General features: G+C 74.8%; 2 protein-coding genes (1 of these 2 cut by a window edge). Both read right to left on the bottom strand.

Going from position 1 to position 19,301, the window contains the following annotated elements; genetic code table 11:
- Window positions 1–12,956, bottom strand: the 5' portion of a protein-coding gene (locus ACZ53N_RS04725; protein WP_469139523.1) for an SDR family NAD(P)-dependent oxidoreductase. The gene continues 244 nt to the left of window position 1, outside the view; 12,956 of the gene's 13,200 nt are visible here — the first part of the coding sequence; the start codon lies at window positions 12,954–12,956; the stop codon falls past the left edge of the window.
- 82 nt (window positions 12,957–13,038) lie between these two features.
- Complete coding sequence (locus ACZ53N_RS04730) at window positions 13,039–19,032, bottom strand: beta-ketoacyl synthase N-terminal-like domain-containing protein (protein ID WP_469139524.1); 5,994 nt, start codon at window positions 19,030–19,032, stop codon at window positions 13,039–13,041.
- Window positions 19,033–19,301 lie beyond the last annotated feature (269 nt).

Raw genomic sequence — 19,301 nt, forward strand, 5'->3', positions numbered from 1 at the left:
CCGTAGTCGGCGCCGAGGCGTCGGCTCAAGCGGCGCAGGCCGAGCGAGTCGACCCCCGCGTCGGACAGCACCCGGTCGACGGGCAGGCGGTCGGGCCGCATCCCCAAGTGCGCGGCCAGCAGTCCGCGTACGTGCTCACGGACGGCGCTCTCCGGGTCGTCGTCGACGGGCGCCGCGGCCACGACGGGCCGGGCGGCGGGCACCGGCTCGGCAGGAACAGCAGCGGGCACAGAAGCCGCGGGCACCGGCGCGGCGGGCGCCACGTCCCCGGTATCGGTCTCCGTGTCGGCGTCGGCGATCAGGCCCGCCTCGGCGGCCTGGACGGTGTCGAACCTCGCTCCGGGGGTGAGCCAGTAGCTCTCCCGGGCGAAGGGGTAGGTCGGTGCGGGCACCCGTCGGGGTGCCGTGCCCGGCCACAGTTCCGTCCAGTCGATCAGGGCGCCGCCGACCCACAGCCGGGCGACCTTGTCCAGTCGGCCGGCGTCCACCACGGCCCGCAGGTACCGGTTCCCCTCGGACCCGTCCAACAGCAGGGCCGTGGTGGCGTCCTGGCCGTCCCCGGCGAACACACCGGGCGCGGCGGAGTCGGCCAGCCAGGACTCCAGGGCCGCCACCAGTGCGCGCGGCGAGTCGGCGACGACGGCGAGGCGCTCGGCGAACGCCTCACGGCCGGTCTGCAGCGTGTGGGCGAGGGCGGCCGGGTCGACCCCCTCGTTGTTCCCGGCCCAGTCGGCGAGGCGTCGCGCGTAGCTCCGCAGCCGCTCCTGGTCCTTCGCGGACAGCACGAACAGCTGGGCACCGGCCGGTCCGTTGACCGGCTCCTCCCGGTACTCCTCCACCACCACGTGCGCGTTGACCCCGCCGAGACCGAAGGAGCTCACCCCGGCGCGCAGCGGCGCCTCGGCCCCGTCGGGCGTACGTACGCGCCGCCACGGCTCGCGCCCGCCCAGCACCCGCAGCGGGCTGCCGTCGAGGCGCAGGTGGGGGTTGAGCGTGTCCTGGTGGATGTTTCCGGGGATCTCCCGGTGCCGCATCGCGAGCAGTGCCTTGATCAGGCCGGTGACGCCCGCGGCCGCCTCCAGGTGGCCAGTGTTGGTCTTCACCGCGCCCAGCGCCACGTGCGCTTCCGTGCAGGCGGCGCCGTGGTCGGCGTACAGCTCGGCGAACGCCGTCTTCAAGCCCTCGACCTCGACCGGGTCGCCGAGTTCGGTGCCGGTGCCGTGCGTCTCGACGTAGGTGACGGTCCGCGGGTCCACCCCGGCGCGGCGGTGCGCCTTGACCACGCAGGCGGCCTGCGCGTCCGGGTTGGGCGCGGTCAGCGAGTTGGTGCGGCCGCCGTGGTTCACGGCGCTGCCCCGCAGGACGGCGTGGATGACGTCGCCGTCGGCGATCGCCGCGTCGAGGCGCTTGAGCACGACCACGCCGACGCCCTCGGCGCGGGCGATGCCGTTGGCGGCCGCGTCGAAGGTGCGGCAGCGGCCGTCGGGGCTCAGCATGTCGGCCTGGCTCATGTCCACGAACAGCGTGGGCGAGGCCATGACGTTCACGCCGCCCGCCAGTGCCACGTCGCAGTCGCCGTGCCGGATGGCCTCGGCCGCCCGGTGGACGGCGACGAGCGAGGACGAGCAGGCGGTGTCGAGGGTCTCGCTGGGGCCGTGCAGGTTCAGCAGGTAGGACACCCGGTTGGACATGATCGCGTGCGCCCTGCCCACCGTGCTGTACCCGTCGAGCGGGACACCGAGGGCATGCTGCAGTTCGAAGTAGTCGTAGGTGCTGCTGCCGATGAAGACACCGGTGTCCGTGCCGGCGAGCGCGGACGGCCGGATGCCGGCGTCCTCGATCGCGGTCCAGGCGGCCTCCAGCACGAGGCGGTGCTGCGGGTCCATCGCCACGGCCTCGTGGGGCGAGATACCGAAGAACTGCGGGTCGAACAGGTCGACCCGGCGCATGAACCCGCCCCACTTCGCCGTGGTGCGGAACTGCCCGGGCTCGGGCTCCCCGTGCAGCCGCCGCCAGTCCCAGCGGTCCGCCGGGATCTCGCCGACCAGGTCGTCACCGGCGACGAGGTGCTCCCAGAACTCGTCCAGGCCGTCGGAGTCCGGGAACAGGCCGGCCATGCCGACGACGGCGACGGCGGCGGGATCACCGGCAAAGGGAGCGGGGGCCGCCGGGGCGGGCACCGGCGCGGGGGCCGCAACCGCCGTGGCGGCGGCCGGCTCGGGGGCGGCGGTCGGTGCCGGGAGGGTGGGCTCGGGGGTGGGCGCCGTCTCTGGCACGGCCGGGGTCAGGTGCGCCGCGAGGGCCGGGCCGTGAGTGTGGAGGATCTTGTCGATGAGGTCGTTCGCGGTGGCCACGCCGAAGAACGCGGCCGGCGTCACGTCGAGGTCCCAGCGTGCGTTCACCTGGTGGCTCAGCCTCGTGTACATGATCGAGTCGAAGCCGAAGCGGCTGAGCAGATCGTCCGGCGCGAGCTCGCCCGGCCGGATCCCGGCCACCTCGCGCAGGAGGGCCAGCAGTTCGTCGGCCGCCGCCGCGCGCCACGCCTCCCCGGCGGGGGCCGTGGCCTCGGGTACCACCGAGGGGACGGCTGCGGTCACGACCGCGGGCACGACCGCGCCTACGGGCCGCTCGTCCGTGCCGGCCGTCGTCACGCCGATGCGGGCGAGGAAGTCGTCCGTGCCCGAGACCACTGCCACCTGAACCTCCTGTCGGCCGAGCACCTGGCTCAGCGCTTCGAATCCCGTCTGCGGGGAGAGCGGGTGGACCCCTGCGGCGGTCAGCCGGTCGCGGTGGCGCTCGGTGAGCGCGGAACCGGTCCAGGCGCCCCAGTTCACGACGCGGACGGGGTAGGGCAGGTGCCCGGCGAGCGCACGCCCGACGGCGTCCTGAGCGGTGCATCCCGCCGCGTAGGCGGCCTGCCCGGGGTTGCCGAGGAAGGACTGGACCGACGAGAACACCGCGAGGAAGTCGAGGCGTCGGCCGTCCAGCGCCTCGACGAGCGCCGCGAGGGTCCGGGTCTTCGCGGCCAGGCCCGTGGTGAACCAGGCCTCGTCCATGGCCGCCAGCGAACGGTCGCTCGGCACGGTCACCGAGTGCAGGACCCCGTGCACGACGCCGACGCGGTCGAACACGGCCCGCAGCTCGGCCGGTCGGGCGGCGTCCGCCCGGTGGACCTCCACCGAGGTGCCCGTCGGGTCGATGGCCCGGATCCGGGCGGCCTTGGCCGCGTCCGGCGCGGAGCGCCCGACGAGGACGACCTTGGCCCGGTGGAGCCGTACGAGCCGCTCCGCGACGTCGAGCCCCACGTCACCGGTGCCGCCGATGATCACGTACGTGCCACCGTCGCGGAAGACGGGCGCGGCGGGCGCCGTGGTGTCGAGGGGCTGGAGCACCTCCTCGTACCACTGTCCGGCGCGCAGCGCGTAGTCACCGGGGACGGCGACCGTGACCGTGGCGGGGTCGTCCGCGCCGATGTCGACGGTGCTGACCCGCCAGCGCTCGCACTCGTGCCGCACCGACCTGGCCAGGCCCAGGGCGGCCGCCGCCATCGGGTCGGTGGGCGTGGAGAGCCATCCGGCGGCGTCGCGCGTCACGACCGTCAGCGACAGCTCGCCGGCCGCGCCGGGACGCGACTGCAGGTGCTTGACGATCCGGAACAGATCGAGAACCCCGGCCTCGCCGCGGACCACGGCGTGGACCGCGGCGGGCGTCGGCAGCGACGTGAGCGGCGCGCCCTCGACCCGGTGGACGTCGGCGGCCGGGAAGTCGTCGCAGCCGAGCACCCAGACGGGTCCGGTGACCGGGCCGCGGGCGGCCGGCTCGGCGACGGGCCGCCGGCGCGGCGCGTACCTCCCCGCCACGGCGGCGGGGGCGGCGGCGTCCCCGAGGGGCTCCGGCTCCTGGGAGCCGACCCAGCACCGGCGGCGTTCGAACGGGTAGGTGGGCAGCGGAATCAGTACGCCGCCCTCCGGCCAGTCGACCGGCTTCCCCGCGACCCAGCGGTCGGCGGGCGTCGTGCCGTCGGGCCGGGCCAGTGCGGGGTGGTCGGCGCCCTCGGCGGCGGCGGACAGCGCGGCGGCGAGCGTGTGCCGGTCGGCGGCGGTGACCGCGAGCCGTTCGGCCATGGCGTCCCGGCCGTGCTGGAGCGTGTGCGCCATGTCGGCCAGGTCCGGTGTCCGGTCCAGGGCGGTGAGCAGCGCGGCCGCGTACCGGCGCAGGGCTTCGGGCGTACGGGCCGACAGGGGGAACACCCAGGGGCCGTGCGGGCGTCGCGGCGCCCGCGCGGGCTCGGCCTCCTCCAGGACGACGTGGGCGTTGACGCCTCCGTAGCCGAAGGAGCTGACCCCCGCGCGCCGCGGCCGGCCGTCGGCCGGGCGCGGCCACGCCTGCGCCGAGCGGATCAGGTGGAACGGGCTGCCGTCGAGCCGCAGATGCGGGTTCTGCTCGCCGAGGCCGGCGACGGGCGGCAGGACGCCGTGCTCCATCGCGAGGAGCACCTTGATCACTCCGGCGGCGCCCGCGGCGGATTCCAGGTGGCCGATGTTGGCCTTGACCGCTCCGACACCGCAGAAGGGCTCGGCGGGCGTCGGGAGGCCCCGTCGGCTGAGCAGTTCGTCGAAGGCCAGCCGCAGACCGTTGATCTCGACCGGGTCACCGAGCTCCGTGCCGGTGCCGTGCGTCTCCAGGTAGCCCACCGTGGTGGGGTCCCCTCCGGCGCGCTCGTGGGCCCGTACGATCATCGCCGCCTGCGCGGCGGGGTTGGGCGCGGTCAGGGACCGGGCCCGGCCGCCGTGGTTGACGGCGGTGCCGCGCAGCCAGGCCCGGACGCGGTGCCGGCGGGCCCGGCTCGCGCTGGTGAGCACCACGAGGCCGAAGCCCTCGCTGCGGACGAAGCCGTCCGCCCGGGCGTCGAAGGTCTGGCACCGCCCGGTCGGGCTGAGCATTCCGGTGTTGCTGAGCAGGACGTGGTTGTGCGGCGACAGGATGAGGTTGATGCCGCCGGCCACCGCGATGTCGCACTCCCCCGAGCGGATCGCCTCGGCGGCCCGGTGGATCGCGACCAGGGAGCTGGAGCAGCCCGTGTTGACCGGTTCGCTCGGCCCGTGCAGGTCGAGCAGGTAGGAGACCCGGTTGACGAGGATGGAGTGTGTGGTGGCGGTGGCCGCGTGGGCGTCGACCGGCACGTCCGCGGCCTTGCGGACCTCCTCGTAGTCGCTCGACCCGGCCCCGATGAACAGGCCGACGTCGGAGCCCGCGAGCGAGCCCGGTGCCAGCCCGGCGTCCTCCAGCGCGGACCACACGCCCTCCAGCACGAGCCGCTGCTGCGGGTCCATGCCCGCGGCCTCGTGCGGCGAGATGCCGAAGAACAGGGGGTCGAACATGTCGACGTCGTGGACGAAGCCGCCGCGGTGGGCGTGCACGCCGTCCGGCAGCGAGCCCCGGTCCCACCGGTCGGCGGGCACATCGGTGATCAGGTCGTCGCCCGCCACCAGGTGCTGCCAGAACGCGTCCAGGTCGCGGCTCGCGGGCATCCGGGCGCTCATGCCGATGAGGGCGATGGCCTCCGGCTCGGCGGGGGCCGCGACGGGGGCCGTCGGGGCGGGAGCCGGTGCGGGTGCGGGCGCGGCGGCCTGCTCCGGCCGGTGTGCGGCCACGGCGGCAGCGGGCTCGGCAGGCGCCGGGGCGGCGGTGTGCCGGTGCTGGAGTTCGGGGTAGTCGCGCACGAGGCGGTCGGCCAGGGCGCGCAGGGTGGGCGTCTCGTAGAACAGCGCGGGCGTCACCTCCAGGCTGAACTCGTCGTTCAGGCGGCTCGCGAGGAGGCTGTAGCTGACCGAGTCGAAGCCGTAGTCCCCGATCGCCCGGTCGAGGTCGAGGTCCTCGAGGGGAATGCCCGAGGCCTCCGACGTCAGGGCCAGCAGTGCGTCGGTGAAGCCGGTGAGGGTGGTCCCGGGGGCGGCGTCGGGCGTGGCCGGGTCGTCCGCCCTGGCCACGAGGATGTGCTGGAAGTTGCGGGTGGTCTCGGCGGAGCCCGGCATCGCGGACACCGCGTCGTACCCGACGCCGGTGAGCAGCCCGGTCCAGCCGGGCACGTCCAGCAGCGGCGAGCCGGGCAGGCGCAGGGCGGTGTCGGTGTGGGCCCACCAGCCGTCGAACAGCCCGTAGGTGAGCGTGGCGGCCAGGGTCACCGAGGTCAGTTCGTTGAGCAGCAGTTCACCGCCGGCGCGCAGCACTCCGCGCAGGTGGCGCACGGCCCGGCCCACGTCCGACGTGGCGTGCAGGACGTTCGCGCCGACCGCGAGGTCGAAGCCGTCGGCCGGGAAGCCCTGGGTGACCAGGTCGGTGTCCAGGTTCAGGCGCTTGAACCGCAGGAAGGGGTACTGCTCGCCGAACTCCCGGCGGCCGTGGGCGAGGAAGGTGACCGACAGGTCGGTGTACCAGTACTCGATCCGCTCGCCGTACGGGGCTAGGGCGCGCAGCAGCCCCGCGGACGTGCCGCCGGTGCCCGAGCCGACCTCCAGGATGCGGACCTTCGCGTCGGCGGGCAGCTCCGCCAGACGGCGCTCGACGTGCGCGACGAGGTGCCTCGTGAGCAGGCCGTTGTAGAGGTCGCTGATGGGGTTGCCCCGGTAGACGCGCTCCATGAGCGAGGTGCCCGACGCGGGGAAGAGGAGCTCGGTGGCGAGGAGCTCGCCCCGCAACAGCTGCGGGTAGTGCTCCAGGCACAGGGCCAGCAGCCGTACGAAGACCGCGGATTCGGGGTGTGCGTCGGCCAGCTCGTCCAGCTGCCGCAGGTGGCCGCCGGCGCGGGCCTCGGCGAGGGCGCCCGGGACCGGGCGGTGGCGTCCGTCGCCGGCCTCGGTCAGGCCCGCGTCGGCGAGCATGTCCAGCACGGTGTGCAGCAGGCGTGCGTACCTAGGGGTGACCCCGATCCGGCGGGCGACCTCGTCGGCGTCCGGGGCCGGGCCCCGCCAGGCGCCCAGGTCGTCGAGCAGGGCCAGCAGGGCCCCGCTCGCGATCGTCGTCATCTTCCGGTCGAGCGCGTGGAAGTCCTCCACCACGCGCAGGTCCGTGGTGCTCAGCTGCCCGCCGGTCGGCGTCACGTCCGTGGTCTCCGTTCTTGTCGCTCCCATCCGTGCACGCAACTCCTCGGTGCCGGGCACCACGACGGCCTGGGGCGCCGGCTGCCGGAGTGCCTCCACGAGCGCGGCGAATCCCGCCTCGGGCGTGATGGACTCGAAGCCGGCCGCGGCCAGGCGGTCGCGGTAGGTGTCGTCGGCCACCGCGCCGACCGTGCCCCAGAAGCCCCAGTTGACCGCGCGCACCGGGTAGGGCAGGCGGGCGTCGAGGGCATGGGCGTAGGCGTCCAGGAAGGTGGAGCCGGCCGCGTAGTTGGCGAGGCCGGGGTCGCCCGTGAAGGACTGCGCGGAGGAGAAGAACACCAGGAAGTCCGGGCTGTGTCTGCGCAGGGCGTCCACCAGGGCCGCCGCGACGCCGGACTTGGCCGCCAGGCTCTCGGCGAGGTCCTCGTCCGAGAGGTTGCGCACCAGCCGGTCCCGCTGGACCAGCGCCGCGTGCACGACGCCGTGCACCGGGCCTGCCTCGTCGAGGACGGCGGCCAGCCGCCCGGCGTCGGTCGCGTCGGCGCGTACGTAGCGGATCCGGTCCCCGAGGTCGGTGCCGGACAGCTCCCGGCGGCCGACGAGGACGACTCGCGCGTCCCATTCCTCGACGAGCCGGCGGGCGATCGCCAGGCCGATGCCGCGGGCACCCCCGATGATCACGTAGGTGCCGCCCCGGCGGAGCGGGACGGGTCCGTCGGTGGCCGGGGCGGGACGCAGCACCTGGGTGTGGCGGACGGCTCCGGTGCAGGCGAGCCGGGTGCCCCGGGGCGCCGCCGTCACGAGGTCGGCGGACTCGTGTGCGGGGTCGAGGTCGACGGTGGCGACCGACCAGGCGGGGTGCTCGTTCTCCAGGACCCGGGCGAAGCCGACGATGCCGGCGGCGTAGGGGTCGCTCACGTCGCGGCCGGGTGCGGCGGCGGCACCGGTGGTGACGACGACCCAGTCGAGTGCGGTCAGCCGGGACCACTCGCGTGCGTAGCGGGCCAGCGCCTTGACGCCGGCGGCCTCGGCGCGCGCGACGCGGTCCGTCTCCTGCCCGGCGGCGTCCGTGGCACCGGCCAGGACGTAGACCAGGCGCGGCGTCACAGGGACCGGAGCCCCCAGCTCGACGAGGACCGATCCCTCGTGACGGGTGGCCAGTTCACGGGCGAGGCCGACGCGGTCGGGAGCGTGCAGCACCACGACCGGACCGCTCGGCGTCCGCAGCGGGGCGGGTGCCGGGCACGCCTCCCACACGGGGACGTCCAGCGGGATGGCCTCGAACGCGGTGGCGGCGCGGGGCCGCTCGACGGCCGGCGCGTCCACGGGCCGGGGAGCCTGCGCGGGGGGCGCGACGTCGACCCAGCACCGTACCCGTGCGAACGGGTAGTGCGGCAGCGCCACCTTGCGCGCCTTCCGGTCGCGGTGCAGCGCGCGCCAGTCGGGGGCGGCGCCCGCCGCCCAGCCGCGTGCCAGCACGTGCGGGTCGGTGGAGTCCGGGGCGGCGGCTGCTCCCCGGCCGGTGACCGTGCCCCGGTAGCCGGCCGTTTCCGAGCCGTCGAGGAAGGCACGGAGCGTGGCGCGCAGTTCGGCCGTGTCGGAGGCGACCACGGCGAGCCGCTCCTCCATGGCTTCCCGGCCGATCTGCGTGGTGTAGGCGATGTCGGCGAGCGGGGCGTCCGATCCGGTGGCGTCCTGCACGGCCGCGGCGAGGCCGGCCAGCGTCGAGCGGGCGTCGACGTGCGGGGCCGGGCCGGGGAAGCCGTCCGCGAGCGCCCGGGCCAGCCTGCGCAGGTCATCGGCGTCCAGGCCGAGCTCGTCGAGCTCGGCCTCCGGGTCGGCGCCGGTCAGGCCGGCCAGCTCGGCCACGTCCGCGAGCCGGTCGGCGGCCGGCAGCCGCAGGTACCGCTCCGCCAGCTCGCGCAGGGCCTGCGGGGTGCGGGCGGAGAGCAGCACGACCTGTGGTCCGACCGCGGCGTCGGCGTCCGAGGCCCACGACTGCGGGAACTCCTCGACGACGACGTGGGCGTTGGCCCCGCCCGCGCCGAACGCGCTGATGCCGGCGCGGCGCGGGGTGCCGGGCCCGGCGGGCCACAGCGCGGCCTCGCGCTGCACGCTCAGGCCCACGGCGTCCCAGTCGATGACCGTGTTGGCCGGGTCGGCGTGCAGGGACGGCACCAGGGTGCGGTGGCGCAGTTGGAGCAGGACCTTGGTCAGGGAGGCGATGCCCGCGGCGGGTTCGAGGTGGCCGACGCCGGACTTCACCGATCCCAGCCGGCACGGGGTGTCGCCGTAGACCTGGGCCAGGGCCGCGATCTCGATGGGGTCACCGAGCGCCGTGCCCGTGCCGTGCGTTTCGATGTAGCCGATCGACGCGGGGTCGACGTCCGCCTTGTGCAGCGCCCGCCGCACCACATCGGCCTGTGCGGTGGGGTTCGGTACGAAGAAGCCCCCGGCGCGTCCGCCGTGGTTGACGGCGCTGCCCTTGATGACACCGAGGACGCGGTCGCCGTCCTCCAGCGCGCGGGCCAGTGGCTTGAGCACCACGACGCCGACGCCCTCGCCGGGCACGTAGCCGTCGCCGCCGTCGCCGAAGGCGCGGCAGCGGCCGTCCGTGGAGACGAAGCCGACCTGGCTCAGGTGCAGGTACTTGTACGGGTGGACGATGAGGTTCACGCCGCCGGCGAGCGCGAGTTCACTGTCGCCGGACCTGAGGCTCTCGCAGGCCAGGTGCAGTGCGGTGAGGGACGACGAGCACATCGTGTCCAGCGCCAGGCTGGGGCCGCGCAGGTCGAGGAAGTAGGAGAGGCGGTTGGCGACCGCCGAGGAGAAGGACGTCGGCAGCACCGGCAGCCGGTCCTCGGCGCCCAGGCCCAGCATCTGGTACTGGGTGAACATCACGCCCGCGAAGACGCCCACGGGGCGCCCGGCCACGTCGGCGCGGGTCAGACCGGCGTCCTCCAGGGCGTGCCAGGAGGTCTGCAGGAACAGCCGCTCCTGCGGGTCCATCCCCTCGGCCTCGCGCGGTGTGATCCGGAAGAAGGCCGGGTCGAACTCGTCGATGCCGTCGAGGAACCCGCCCCACTTGCTGTACGAACGCCCGGGGGCACGCTTCGGCTCGTAGAAGCCGGCCGACGCCCAGCGCTCCGCCGGGATCTCGGTGACGCAGTCGCGGCCCGCCAGCAGGTTGGCCCAGAACTGGTCGAGGTCCTCGGCCATGGGGTACCGGCCGGCAACGCCGATCACGGCGATGTCCCCGTCGGCTTCCGGCGCCCGGTGCGTCTCCCGGGGCAGGGCGCGGCGTTCGGCGTTCGGCGTGCCGTGGTGTGCCGTGGGGGTCTCGGTGGCCTCGGCAGGGGGCAGGCCCAGCGACTGGGCGGCTCGCTGCGGGTCTCCATGGAGCACGACGACCTCGGTGCCGGCGAGCGTGAGCGCCTGCTCGAACACGTCCAGGCCGTCCGTCGTCGGCAGCGGGACCTGTCCCTGACGGCGGAAGAGGGCCTCGGCCGCCGGGTCGGTGCGCATGCCGCCCTCGGCCCACAGGGGCCACGCGAAGGAGGTCAGCCCGTGCTCGCGGGCGTAGGCGTCCATGAAGGCGTTCGCGGCGGCGTAGTCGCTCTGACCCACGTTGCCCGCGACGCCGGTGATCGACGAGAACACGGCGAAGAAGTCGAGGTCCAGGTGGCGGGTCGCCTCGTGGAGCAGCACCGTGCCGCGCACCTTGGGGGCGAGGACCGCCTCGACGTCGGCGGCGGACTTGGCGGTGAAGAGGCCGTCCCGCAGCACACCGGCCGCGTGGACGACGCCGTCCAGTCGGCCGTACCGGTCGAGGACGTCCGTGACGAGGGCGGTCACCTCGGAGGGCACCGTCACGTCGGCGCGGAGGTAACGGCCGGCGGCCGGCTGCGGCTGCGGCGTGCGCCCGGTCAGGACGGCCGTGGCCCCGCGCTCGGTCAGCCGGGCGGCGAGTTCCCTGCCTATGCCGCCCGCTCCGCCGGTGATCAGGTAGACGCCGCCGGGGCGGACGGGGGTCGCGCCGCCGAGGTCCGCCTCGCGGTAACGGCGGACGTGACGGCGCCCCGGGGTGTGCCGCACCCAGGTCTCGTCCGGGTCGGCGAACTCCGCGAGCAGCGCCGTGGGATCGGCGGGGCCGTCGCACTCGACGGCGGTGATCGCGAGGCGCGGCTGCTCCAGGCGTACGGTGCGGGCCAGTCCGGCCACGGCGGCGGCGACCGGCGCCGGTCCGACGTGCACGATCGGCACCGGGCCGTCGGCGAAAGCCTGGGCCAGCGCGAGCACCTCGCGGCAGGCGGCGCTCACGGCCTCGGGGAGGTCGGCGGCGGGCTCCGCCACGTGCAGGACCGCCTCGGGCGGGGCACCGAGGTCGGCGACGAGCAGCCGCAGGTCCGCTGCCTCGCCGGGGCGGATCTCGTAGTCGTGGTGCGCGACGCGGCGGAAGGCCGGGCCGCGGCGCGCGGTGATCTGCCCGGGCCGCACCCGCAGATCACCGATGACCAGCAGCGATCCGGTGGCGGGCGCGGAAGGCCGGGGGGCCGTCTGCCACAGGCCGGTCAGGCAGCCGGTCCGTGCGGAGGTGTCCTCCGTGTCCTGCGCGTCCTCCGCCGGGGCGGCGGCGGCCGTGCGGGTGCGCCAGTCGTCGGGCAGCAGCCCCGCGAGGTGGTCCGCGACGGCGTCGACCGTCGGGTACTCGAACAGCAGGGTCGGGTAGAGCGCGATGTCCCAGCGTTCCTCGAGGGCACGGACCAGCGTGAGCAGGTGCGTCGACTCGAGCCCGAGGTCGTAGAAGCCACGATCGCCGTCCACCACCAGAGCGGGGTCACCGACGGCACGGCGGACGAGTTCGATGATCTCCGCTTGGATGTCGGCGGGTTCGCTGTCCGTGCTCGCGGGCGTCGAAGAGGCCGAAGGAGTCGAAGGGGCCGGAGAGGCGGCGGGAGCGGCGGGGCTGACGGCGAGGGCCGGCGCGGCGGTCGAGGTGTCGGTGGTGAGCCGGGTGATTGCCGCCGTGGAGCGGATCCGCTTGAAGGTCAGGCCCGTGAACCGGGCGGCGAGCGCGCCCGAGCGGTCGTACAGGTCGATGTCGGCCTTCACCACGTCGTCACCGACGCCGGCCGGGCGGAGGCGCAGGTCGACCGTGCAGGCGTCGCCGAGGGTGCGGGCCGCGCGGAAGGCGGCGATGTGCAGGGGGATGAGCGGGCGTCCGTCCGCGTCCGCGCCGTCGAAGACGAGCGCGTACGACTGCATGGTCGAACCGTCGAGCAGGGCGGGGTGGAGCAGGAAGTCCTCGACCGTGGCGCGGGCCTCGGCGCCGAGCGTGAGCTCGGACCGCACGCGGTCCGCCGTCGCCCGCAGGGTGCCCGCGCACCGCATGAACGCCCGGTGCTCGATGCCGGCCGACCGCCCGGTCGCGTACACCTCGTCCACGTCGCGCGGGGTGCCGGGGGCCGCCGGTTCGAGGGCGCCGGTGAGCGGGGGCAGACCGGTGCGCAGGGTCGCGCGCAGGTGGGTGGTCACGGCGTCGTCGACGGGCGTGCCGTCCTGGGTGCGGCGGCTGGTGGCCGTCACATGGAAGACGTCGCTGTCGGGGTCGCCGTCGGGTTCGAGTGCGATGACGAGTTCACGGTCGAAGGACTCGGTGGTCACCACCGGCTCGACGAACAGGACATCGCTCAGCTCGGTTTCGTCCAGCGGGATGTCGCGCGCGGCGAGCAGTCTGCAGACGATGTCGAGGAAGGTGACACCCGGCAGGGTGCGCACCCCGTGCACCCGATGGTCGTCGACGATCGGGTTGTCCCGGTTCAGGTGCAAGACGCAGCGAACGGACCGTCGGTCCACGTGTTCTCTCCTGGTGATCGGCGATGCGGCGGAGCGTGATCTACGGCCCGGGCGCGCCGGGTTGCGTGAGGGTCAGGCCGGGCTAGGTGAGGGTCAGGTCGAGCCGGGCCGAGCGGACCGGCGCCGTGGCCGGCCCGGGCGCGGCGGGGAGGCGCCAGAAGCGGCGGCGCCGGTAGACGGGCAGCGGCAGCGGGGGCCTGCCCGGTTCGCCGGGTGTGCCCGGCCCCAGGACGACATGGGCGTTGGTGCCGCCGAAGCCGAAAGCGCTGACACCGACCCGGCTGCCGGGCGGCAGTTCCATGGCCCGCGTCACCGGGAAGAACGGCGACTCGGCGAACGCGAAGCGCGGGTTCGGCCGGTGACAGTGCAGGGTCGGCACGAGCCGGCCGTGCCGCAGGATCTGTACGGCCTTGATGAAGCCGGCGACGCCCGCCGCGCTGAGCAGGTGGCCCATCGCGCTCTTGATGCTGCCGATGCCGCAGTAGCCGCGGTCGTCCGTGTGGGTCCGGTGGACGGTCGTCAGCGCCTGGAGCTCGATCGGGTCGCCGATCATCGTGCCGGTGCCGTGGGCCTCGACGTACCCGATGGTGCGGGCGTCGATCCCGCCGCGGGCGAGCACGTCGGAGACCAGGGCGCGCTGGGCGCGTCCGTTCGGGGTGGTGTGCCCCATGGTCCGGCCGTCGTTGTTGACGCCCGACGACTCGATCACGGCGAGCACCCGGTCCCCGTCGCGCTGGGCGTCGGCGAGCCGCTTGAGCAGCACCATTCCGGCGCCCTCACCGGGGACGAGGCCGTCGGCGGACTCGTCGAAGGTGCGGCAACGGCCGCTGGGCGACAGCGCCTTGCCGGCGCTCAGCATGAGGTAGGGCTCCTCGTCGAACAGCAGGTCCACGCCCCCGGCCAGGGCCATGGACGACTCGCCCGACGCCAGGCTCTGCGCGGCCAGGTGAATGGTCACCAGGGACGACGAACAGGCGCTGTCGACCACCAGGTTCGGCCCGCTGAGGTCGAGGAAGTGCGAGATGTGCGCGGCCACGAAGTTCTGGTTGACCCCGGCCGTGTACTGCCGCGTCGGGGGCTGCAGATGCGCGCGGTGGTTGCCCGTCCGCGTGCCGACGAAGACCCCCAGCGACTGGCCCCGCACCTCGTCCTCGCGGTAGCCGGCGTCCCGCAGGCACTCCACGGACACCTCCAGCGCCTTGCGCGCCAGCGGGTCCAGTTGCCGGGCCGACTCGTCGTCGAAGCCGAAGAACTCCGGGTCGAACAGGGCGGCGTCGTCGAGGAATCCGCCCCACTTGCTCTGGCTGCGCCCCGGTCCGCCGTCCGGGCTGTAGAGCGAGCCGATGTCCCAGCGGTCGGCCGGCACCTCGGTGACGAGGTCGCGGCCCGCGAGCAGCACGTCCCAGAGCTGCGCGGGGTCGGCGGCGCCCGGCAGTCGGCAGCCCATGCCGATCACGGCGATCGGGGTCGGCCGTCCGCCGGGGGCGGGGGCCGGTTCCGTGACAACGGCCCGTGCGGGCAGGCCGGCCGGCTCGGGGGCGCGGGCGGTGGTGGGTGCGCCGAGCGCGCCGGCGAGCCCGGCGAGCGTCGGGTGTTCCTGGAGCAGGCTCGGGTCGACGGCGTGGCCGAGCTCCGCTTCGAGGTCCCGCACCAGTTCGGCCATCAGCAGCGAGTCCACGCCGACGTCACCGAGCGCGGTGTCGGGTCCCAGCAGAGCCGCGTCGACCTTGGTCGTCCGGGCCACCAGGGCGGTCAGCCAACCGAGGTCGGCCGCCGTGTCCGGCGCGCTGTCCGCGGTGGCTTCCCCGGCCGCGTCCGGCAGGGTGCCGGCACCGTCCGAGGACGGTGCGGCCGGTACGGGACGCGAGGGCGCCCGCTCCGCCGGAACGGTGCGCGACGGCGCCAGGAACAGCTCGTCCTCGGCCAGCGACGTGCGCTCCACCCGGCAGGGCAGGAGCACCGGTTCACCGGGTACCCGCAGGGCGAGGTCCAGCAGTTCCAGGGCCTCGCTCCCGTCCAGGTCGGGGATGCCGAGCGCCCCGCCGGCGCTCGTCCGCTCGAGGCCCATCCCGACGCCGCGCCACAGCGGCCAGCGCAGGGCGCGCACCGCGCAGCCCGACTCGCCGTCGTGGGCGGCGGCGAAGTCGTCGAGCACGGTGTTGGCCGCCGCGTAGTCCAGGTGGCCCGCGGCCAGCCGGGGCACCGCTCCGGCCACCGAGGAGAACAACACCATGAGCCGCGGTGGTGTCGGCCCGAAGGCCGACCACAGCACCCGCAGGCCGTCGGCCTTCGGCCGCAGCACCCGGGAGATCTCCTCGGCGGTCCGGGAGAGGAAGGACGCGGGCGGGTCCATGACGCCCGCGCAGTGGAAGACCGCCTCGATCCCGCCGGCCTGCTTCCTGACCCGGCCGATCAGCCGACGGAGCGAGGTGACGTCGTCCAGCGCGTCGGTCCGCACGGTCAGCGTCACACCGCGCTCGACCAGGGCGAGCAGCGCCGTGAGCCGGGCCCGCAGGACCGGGTCCGTGGACGGCTCGGCCGCGAGTGCGGCCCACTGGTTGCGGACCGGCATCCGGGAGCGGCCGACCAGCACGATGTGCCGGGCGCCGCGGTCGGCGAGATGGGCCGCGAGGCGCAGCCCGATGCCGCCCAGGCCGCCCGTGATGAGCACCGCGCCGCGACCGAGGTCGGCGAGCGGGTCGTCACCGGCCGAGGCCGGGGCGAAGGCGGCCACCGGACGGCGGCGCCGGGCCCCCGCGTAGCGGATCTCCGTCTCCCGGTCGGCCGCCGACGTCTCGGCCCTGACGGCGGCCACGAGTTCGGCGGGGCCGCCGTCCACGCGGACGGTCCGCCCGTGGACACCGGGGAACTCGCCGGACAGCGAACGGTAGAAGCCGGCGAGCGCGGAGCGTTCGGCGCCGCTGACGTGCACGCAGCGCAGCCCGATGCGGGGGTTCGCGGTGAGCACGCGCTGCAGCAGGGCGATCCGCTCGGTGACGCGCGTGCCGGGCGCGGACCAGTCGACCAGGTCGACGACACCGGTCAGGCCGCTCGCCTCGGGCAGCGGGTCGCCCGGGACGTGCACGACGCCGCGGTCACCGAGCACCGTGCGGGCGAGCTCCGGGTCGGTGGTGACCACCAGGAGCCGGCCGCCCGGGACGGCGTCCGGTGCGGGCGCGTCCTCCCAGGTGGTGGTGAGGAACTCGGCGCCCGCGACGGGCGCCGCCCAGTGCTGGTCGCGGCTGAAGGGGTAGGTCGGCAGCGACACCGGCGGGGCGTCCGGGGTGGTGAACCGCGGCTCCGCCGCTTGCCGGTCCTTGGCCGGGGCCACGCCGTCGGCCGGCTCGTTCGCGAGCACCGCGGCGAGCTTCTCGGCCAGTTCGCCGAGGTCCGCCGCCTCGACGGCGACGCGGCACGGCAGGGCCGCGCGACCGGTCTGCAGGGTCCGCGCGATCGATGCCAGCGGCGGGGCGTCCGGGGAGCGGACGACGTCGAGGAGCGCGGCCACGGCCTCGCGCAGGGCCTGCGGCGTACGGGCCGAGACGGGGACGAGCACCGGGAGCGGGCCGGTCGTGGCCGGGGCGGCCGTTTCGGGCGCGTCCTCCAGCACGACGTGCGCGTTGGTGCCTCCCATGCCGAAGGAGCTGACACCGGCCCGGCGCGGACCGCCGCCGGCGGGCGCTTCCCAGGCGGCCCGCTGGAGTTGGAGCCGCAGCGGCGTGCCGTCGACCTTGATCATCCGGTTCGGCCGGCGCACGTTGCGGCTGGCCGGCAGCGTCCGGTGGCGCATGGCCAGGATCACCTTGATCATTCCGGCGATCCCGGCGGCCGCCTCCAGGTGGCCGATGCTGGTCTTGACGGAGCCGACGCCGCAGTGCGGCTGCTCCGGTCGCGGATGACCCCACTGGTCGTAGAGCCGCTCGAACGCCGCGACCATGCCGGAGATCTCGATGGGGTCGCCCAGGCGCGTGCCGGTGCCGTGCGCCTCGATGTAGCCGACGGTCGCCGGGTCGACTCCCGCCTCGTTGTACGCGGTCACCAACAGGTCCGCCTGGGCGTCCGGGTTGGGCGCGGTGAAGGACTGCGCCTGCCCGCCGTGGTTGACGGCCACGCCGCGGATCACCGCGTGCACGCGGTCGCCGTCGGCCAGGGCCCGGTCCAGCGGCTTGAGCAGCAGGGCGCCGACGCCCTCGCCCCGGACGTATCCGTCGGCGTCGTCGTCGAAGGTGTGGCAGCGGCCGCGCGGGCTCAGCACACCGGTGCGCTGGTAGGCGTGCTGCCGGGCGGGATCGCACAGTACGTTCACCCCGCCGGCGAACGCCTGGTCGCACTCACCGGCGCGCAGGGCCGCGACGGCCTGCGCGACGGCCACCAGGGACGAGGAGCAGAGGGTGTCGACGGCGACGCTCGGGCCGCGCAGCCCGAGGGCGTAGGACACCCGGTTGGCCACCAGGGAGGGAGAGACCGCGACGCTCAGGTGCGGCTCGTCGCGTCCGGCGTGCTCGGCGAGCACGGCGGCGTAGTCGGAGTGGCAGACGCCCGCGTAGACGCCCGTGCGGCTGCCGGCCAGCGAGGTCGGGTCGCACCCGGCGTCCTCGGCCGTCGCCCACGCCACCTCCAGCAGCAGCCGCTGCTGGGGGTCCATCAGCGCGGCCTCGCGGGGGCTGATGGAGAAGAACTCGTGGTCGAAGCGGCGGATGTCGTCGAGCAGGGCCGCCTTGTCGACCAGCCCGGGGTGGGCGGCCGTGTCCCAGCGGTCGGTCGGGACGATACGGACGGCGTCCTCGTCCCGGCCCAGCAGGTCCCACAGCTCGGGCACGCTCCGCGCGCCGGGGAACCGGCCGGCCATGCCGATCACGGCGATCGGCGCCCCCGCGCCGGAGCGGGGCGCGGCCTGCGGCACGGCCGTGACCGGGGCCGGGGCGGGGCGCTCACCACGCAGCACGCGCGCCATGGCGGCGACGGTGAACGCCTGGAACATGGTGCTGGGGTCGATCTCCAGCCCGCTCTCGTCCTGGGCCCGGGCTGCGGCTTCCGACAGCGCCAGGCTGTCCAGCCCGCGTCCCCGCAGATCGTCGTCCGCGGTCAGCGAACCGGCGGGCTCGTCGAGCACGCTCTCCATCAGCGCCAGGAGCCGGGGTTCGAGGTCGTCGGGCGCGGGCGCGCTGCCCTCGACGGCGGCGGGGGCCTGGGCCGCCCGCGGCGCCGAGGAGGCCGCGACAGGGGCTCCGGCGGCGTCCCACAGGGCCGCGTAGGCGTCGGGCCGGAGGAGCCGCTTGACGCTCTCCATGCGGGCGAGCGGCCTTCCGTCGCGCTCCCGCAGCAGGGACGACGTCAGGACCACACGGTGGTCCGCTTCCAGTCGGCAGTCGTCCAGGCGGTAGCGCACCGCGTCGTCGATGCCGCAGTTGCCGAGATAGACGATGTCCCGGCTGAGGGTGACGGCCTCGACGGCCCACTCGCCGCCCGGCACGAGCGACTGGACGTAATTGCGCTCGCCGCGGTCGTTGATGTGCGGGTACGAGGCGAAGTACAGCAGGCCGGCGGCGTTCATGTCCGCGAACGGGTTGAGTTCGTAGGTGTCGCTGAACAGGCCGACGGCGTCGGGGGCCGGGGCGGTCCGCGCGCGGAACTCACGGTGGAAGTCCAGATGTTCCGCCGCCGGGCGCGCCACCGGGGCGCCGCCTCGCGGCTGCGGTATGCCGGGGACGAGCCAGTTGCCGGCGCCGCGGTGGACGAAGGCCGTGAGCAGCCTGACGTCGACGTGGGCCGTGGCCGTGGCGAAACGGATGTCGCTGACGAAGGTCTGCTCGTCGAGCTTGGTCAGCGCGCCGCTCAGCTCTCCCTCGTCGTGCTCGGTGAAGGACCGCAGCGACTCGGCCGCGATGAGCCTGGCGCGAGTGAAGGCGGGCAGCAGCCGATTACCGTCGGTATCGGCGAGTTCGGCGACGGGAAGACCGAAGTGCTCCCCGATGAGGGACCAGTGGAGGTCACCGGCTTCACGTAACAGCCAGTTCTCGGACAGGCCGCTGACCGAGAGTGCGGGAAGCCCCAGAACAACCGGCCGGGTCAGCATGCGACCACGCACATGAACCGGACACATGGCGTGGAAACACACACACCACGGCCAGAACGCGGCCATGAAAAACGGCAGCGCTGAATCATCACATCCCCCACCCTGCGATGTATTGCCATGAAGTCCCCCCGACGTCGCGGCGATGCGCCGACGCTAGCGGGCCCTCGGAAGAACCATCGTGCGCGGAAGATCCAACCTTCGTTGATGAGGCCGGAAATCGCGCTTCGACGGAACACATCTTGGTCGATCATGACCACTTCTGCAAGGGT

It is taken from the genome of Streptomyces sp. NPDC033229 (genome assembly GCF_055576875.1).

Bases quoted from the DNA above. Each gene is read 5' to 3' on its own strand.
- ACZ53N_RS04730 (WP_469139524.1), bottom strand. From the start codon at position 19,032: ATGCTGACCCGGCCGGTTGTTCTGGGGCTTCCCGCACTCTCGGTCAGC.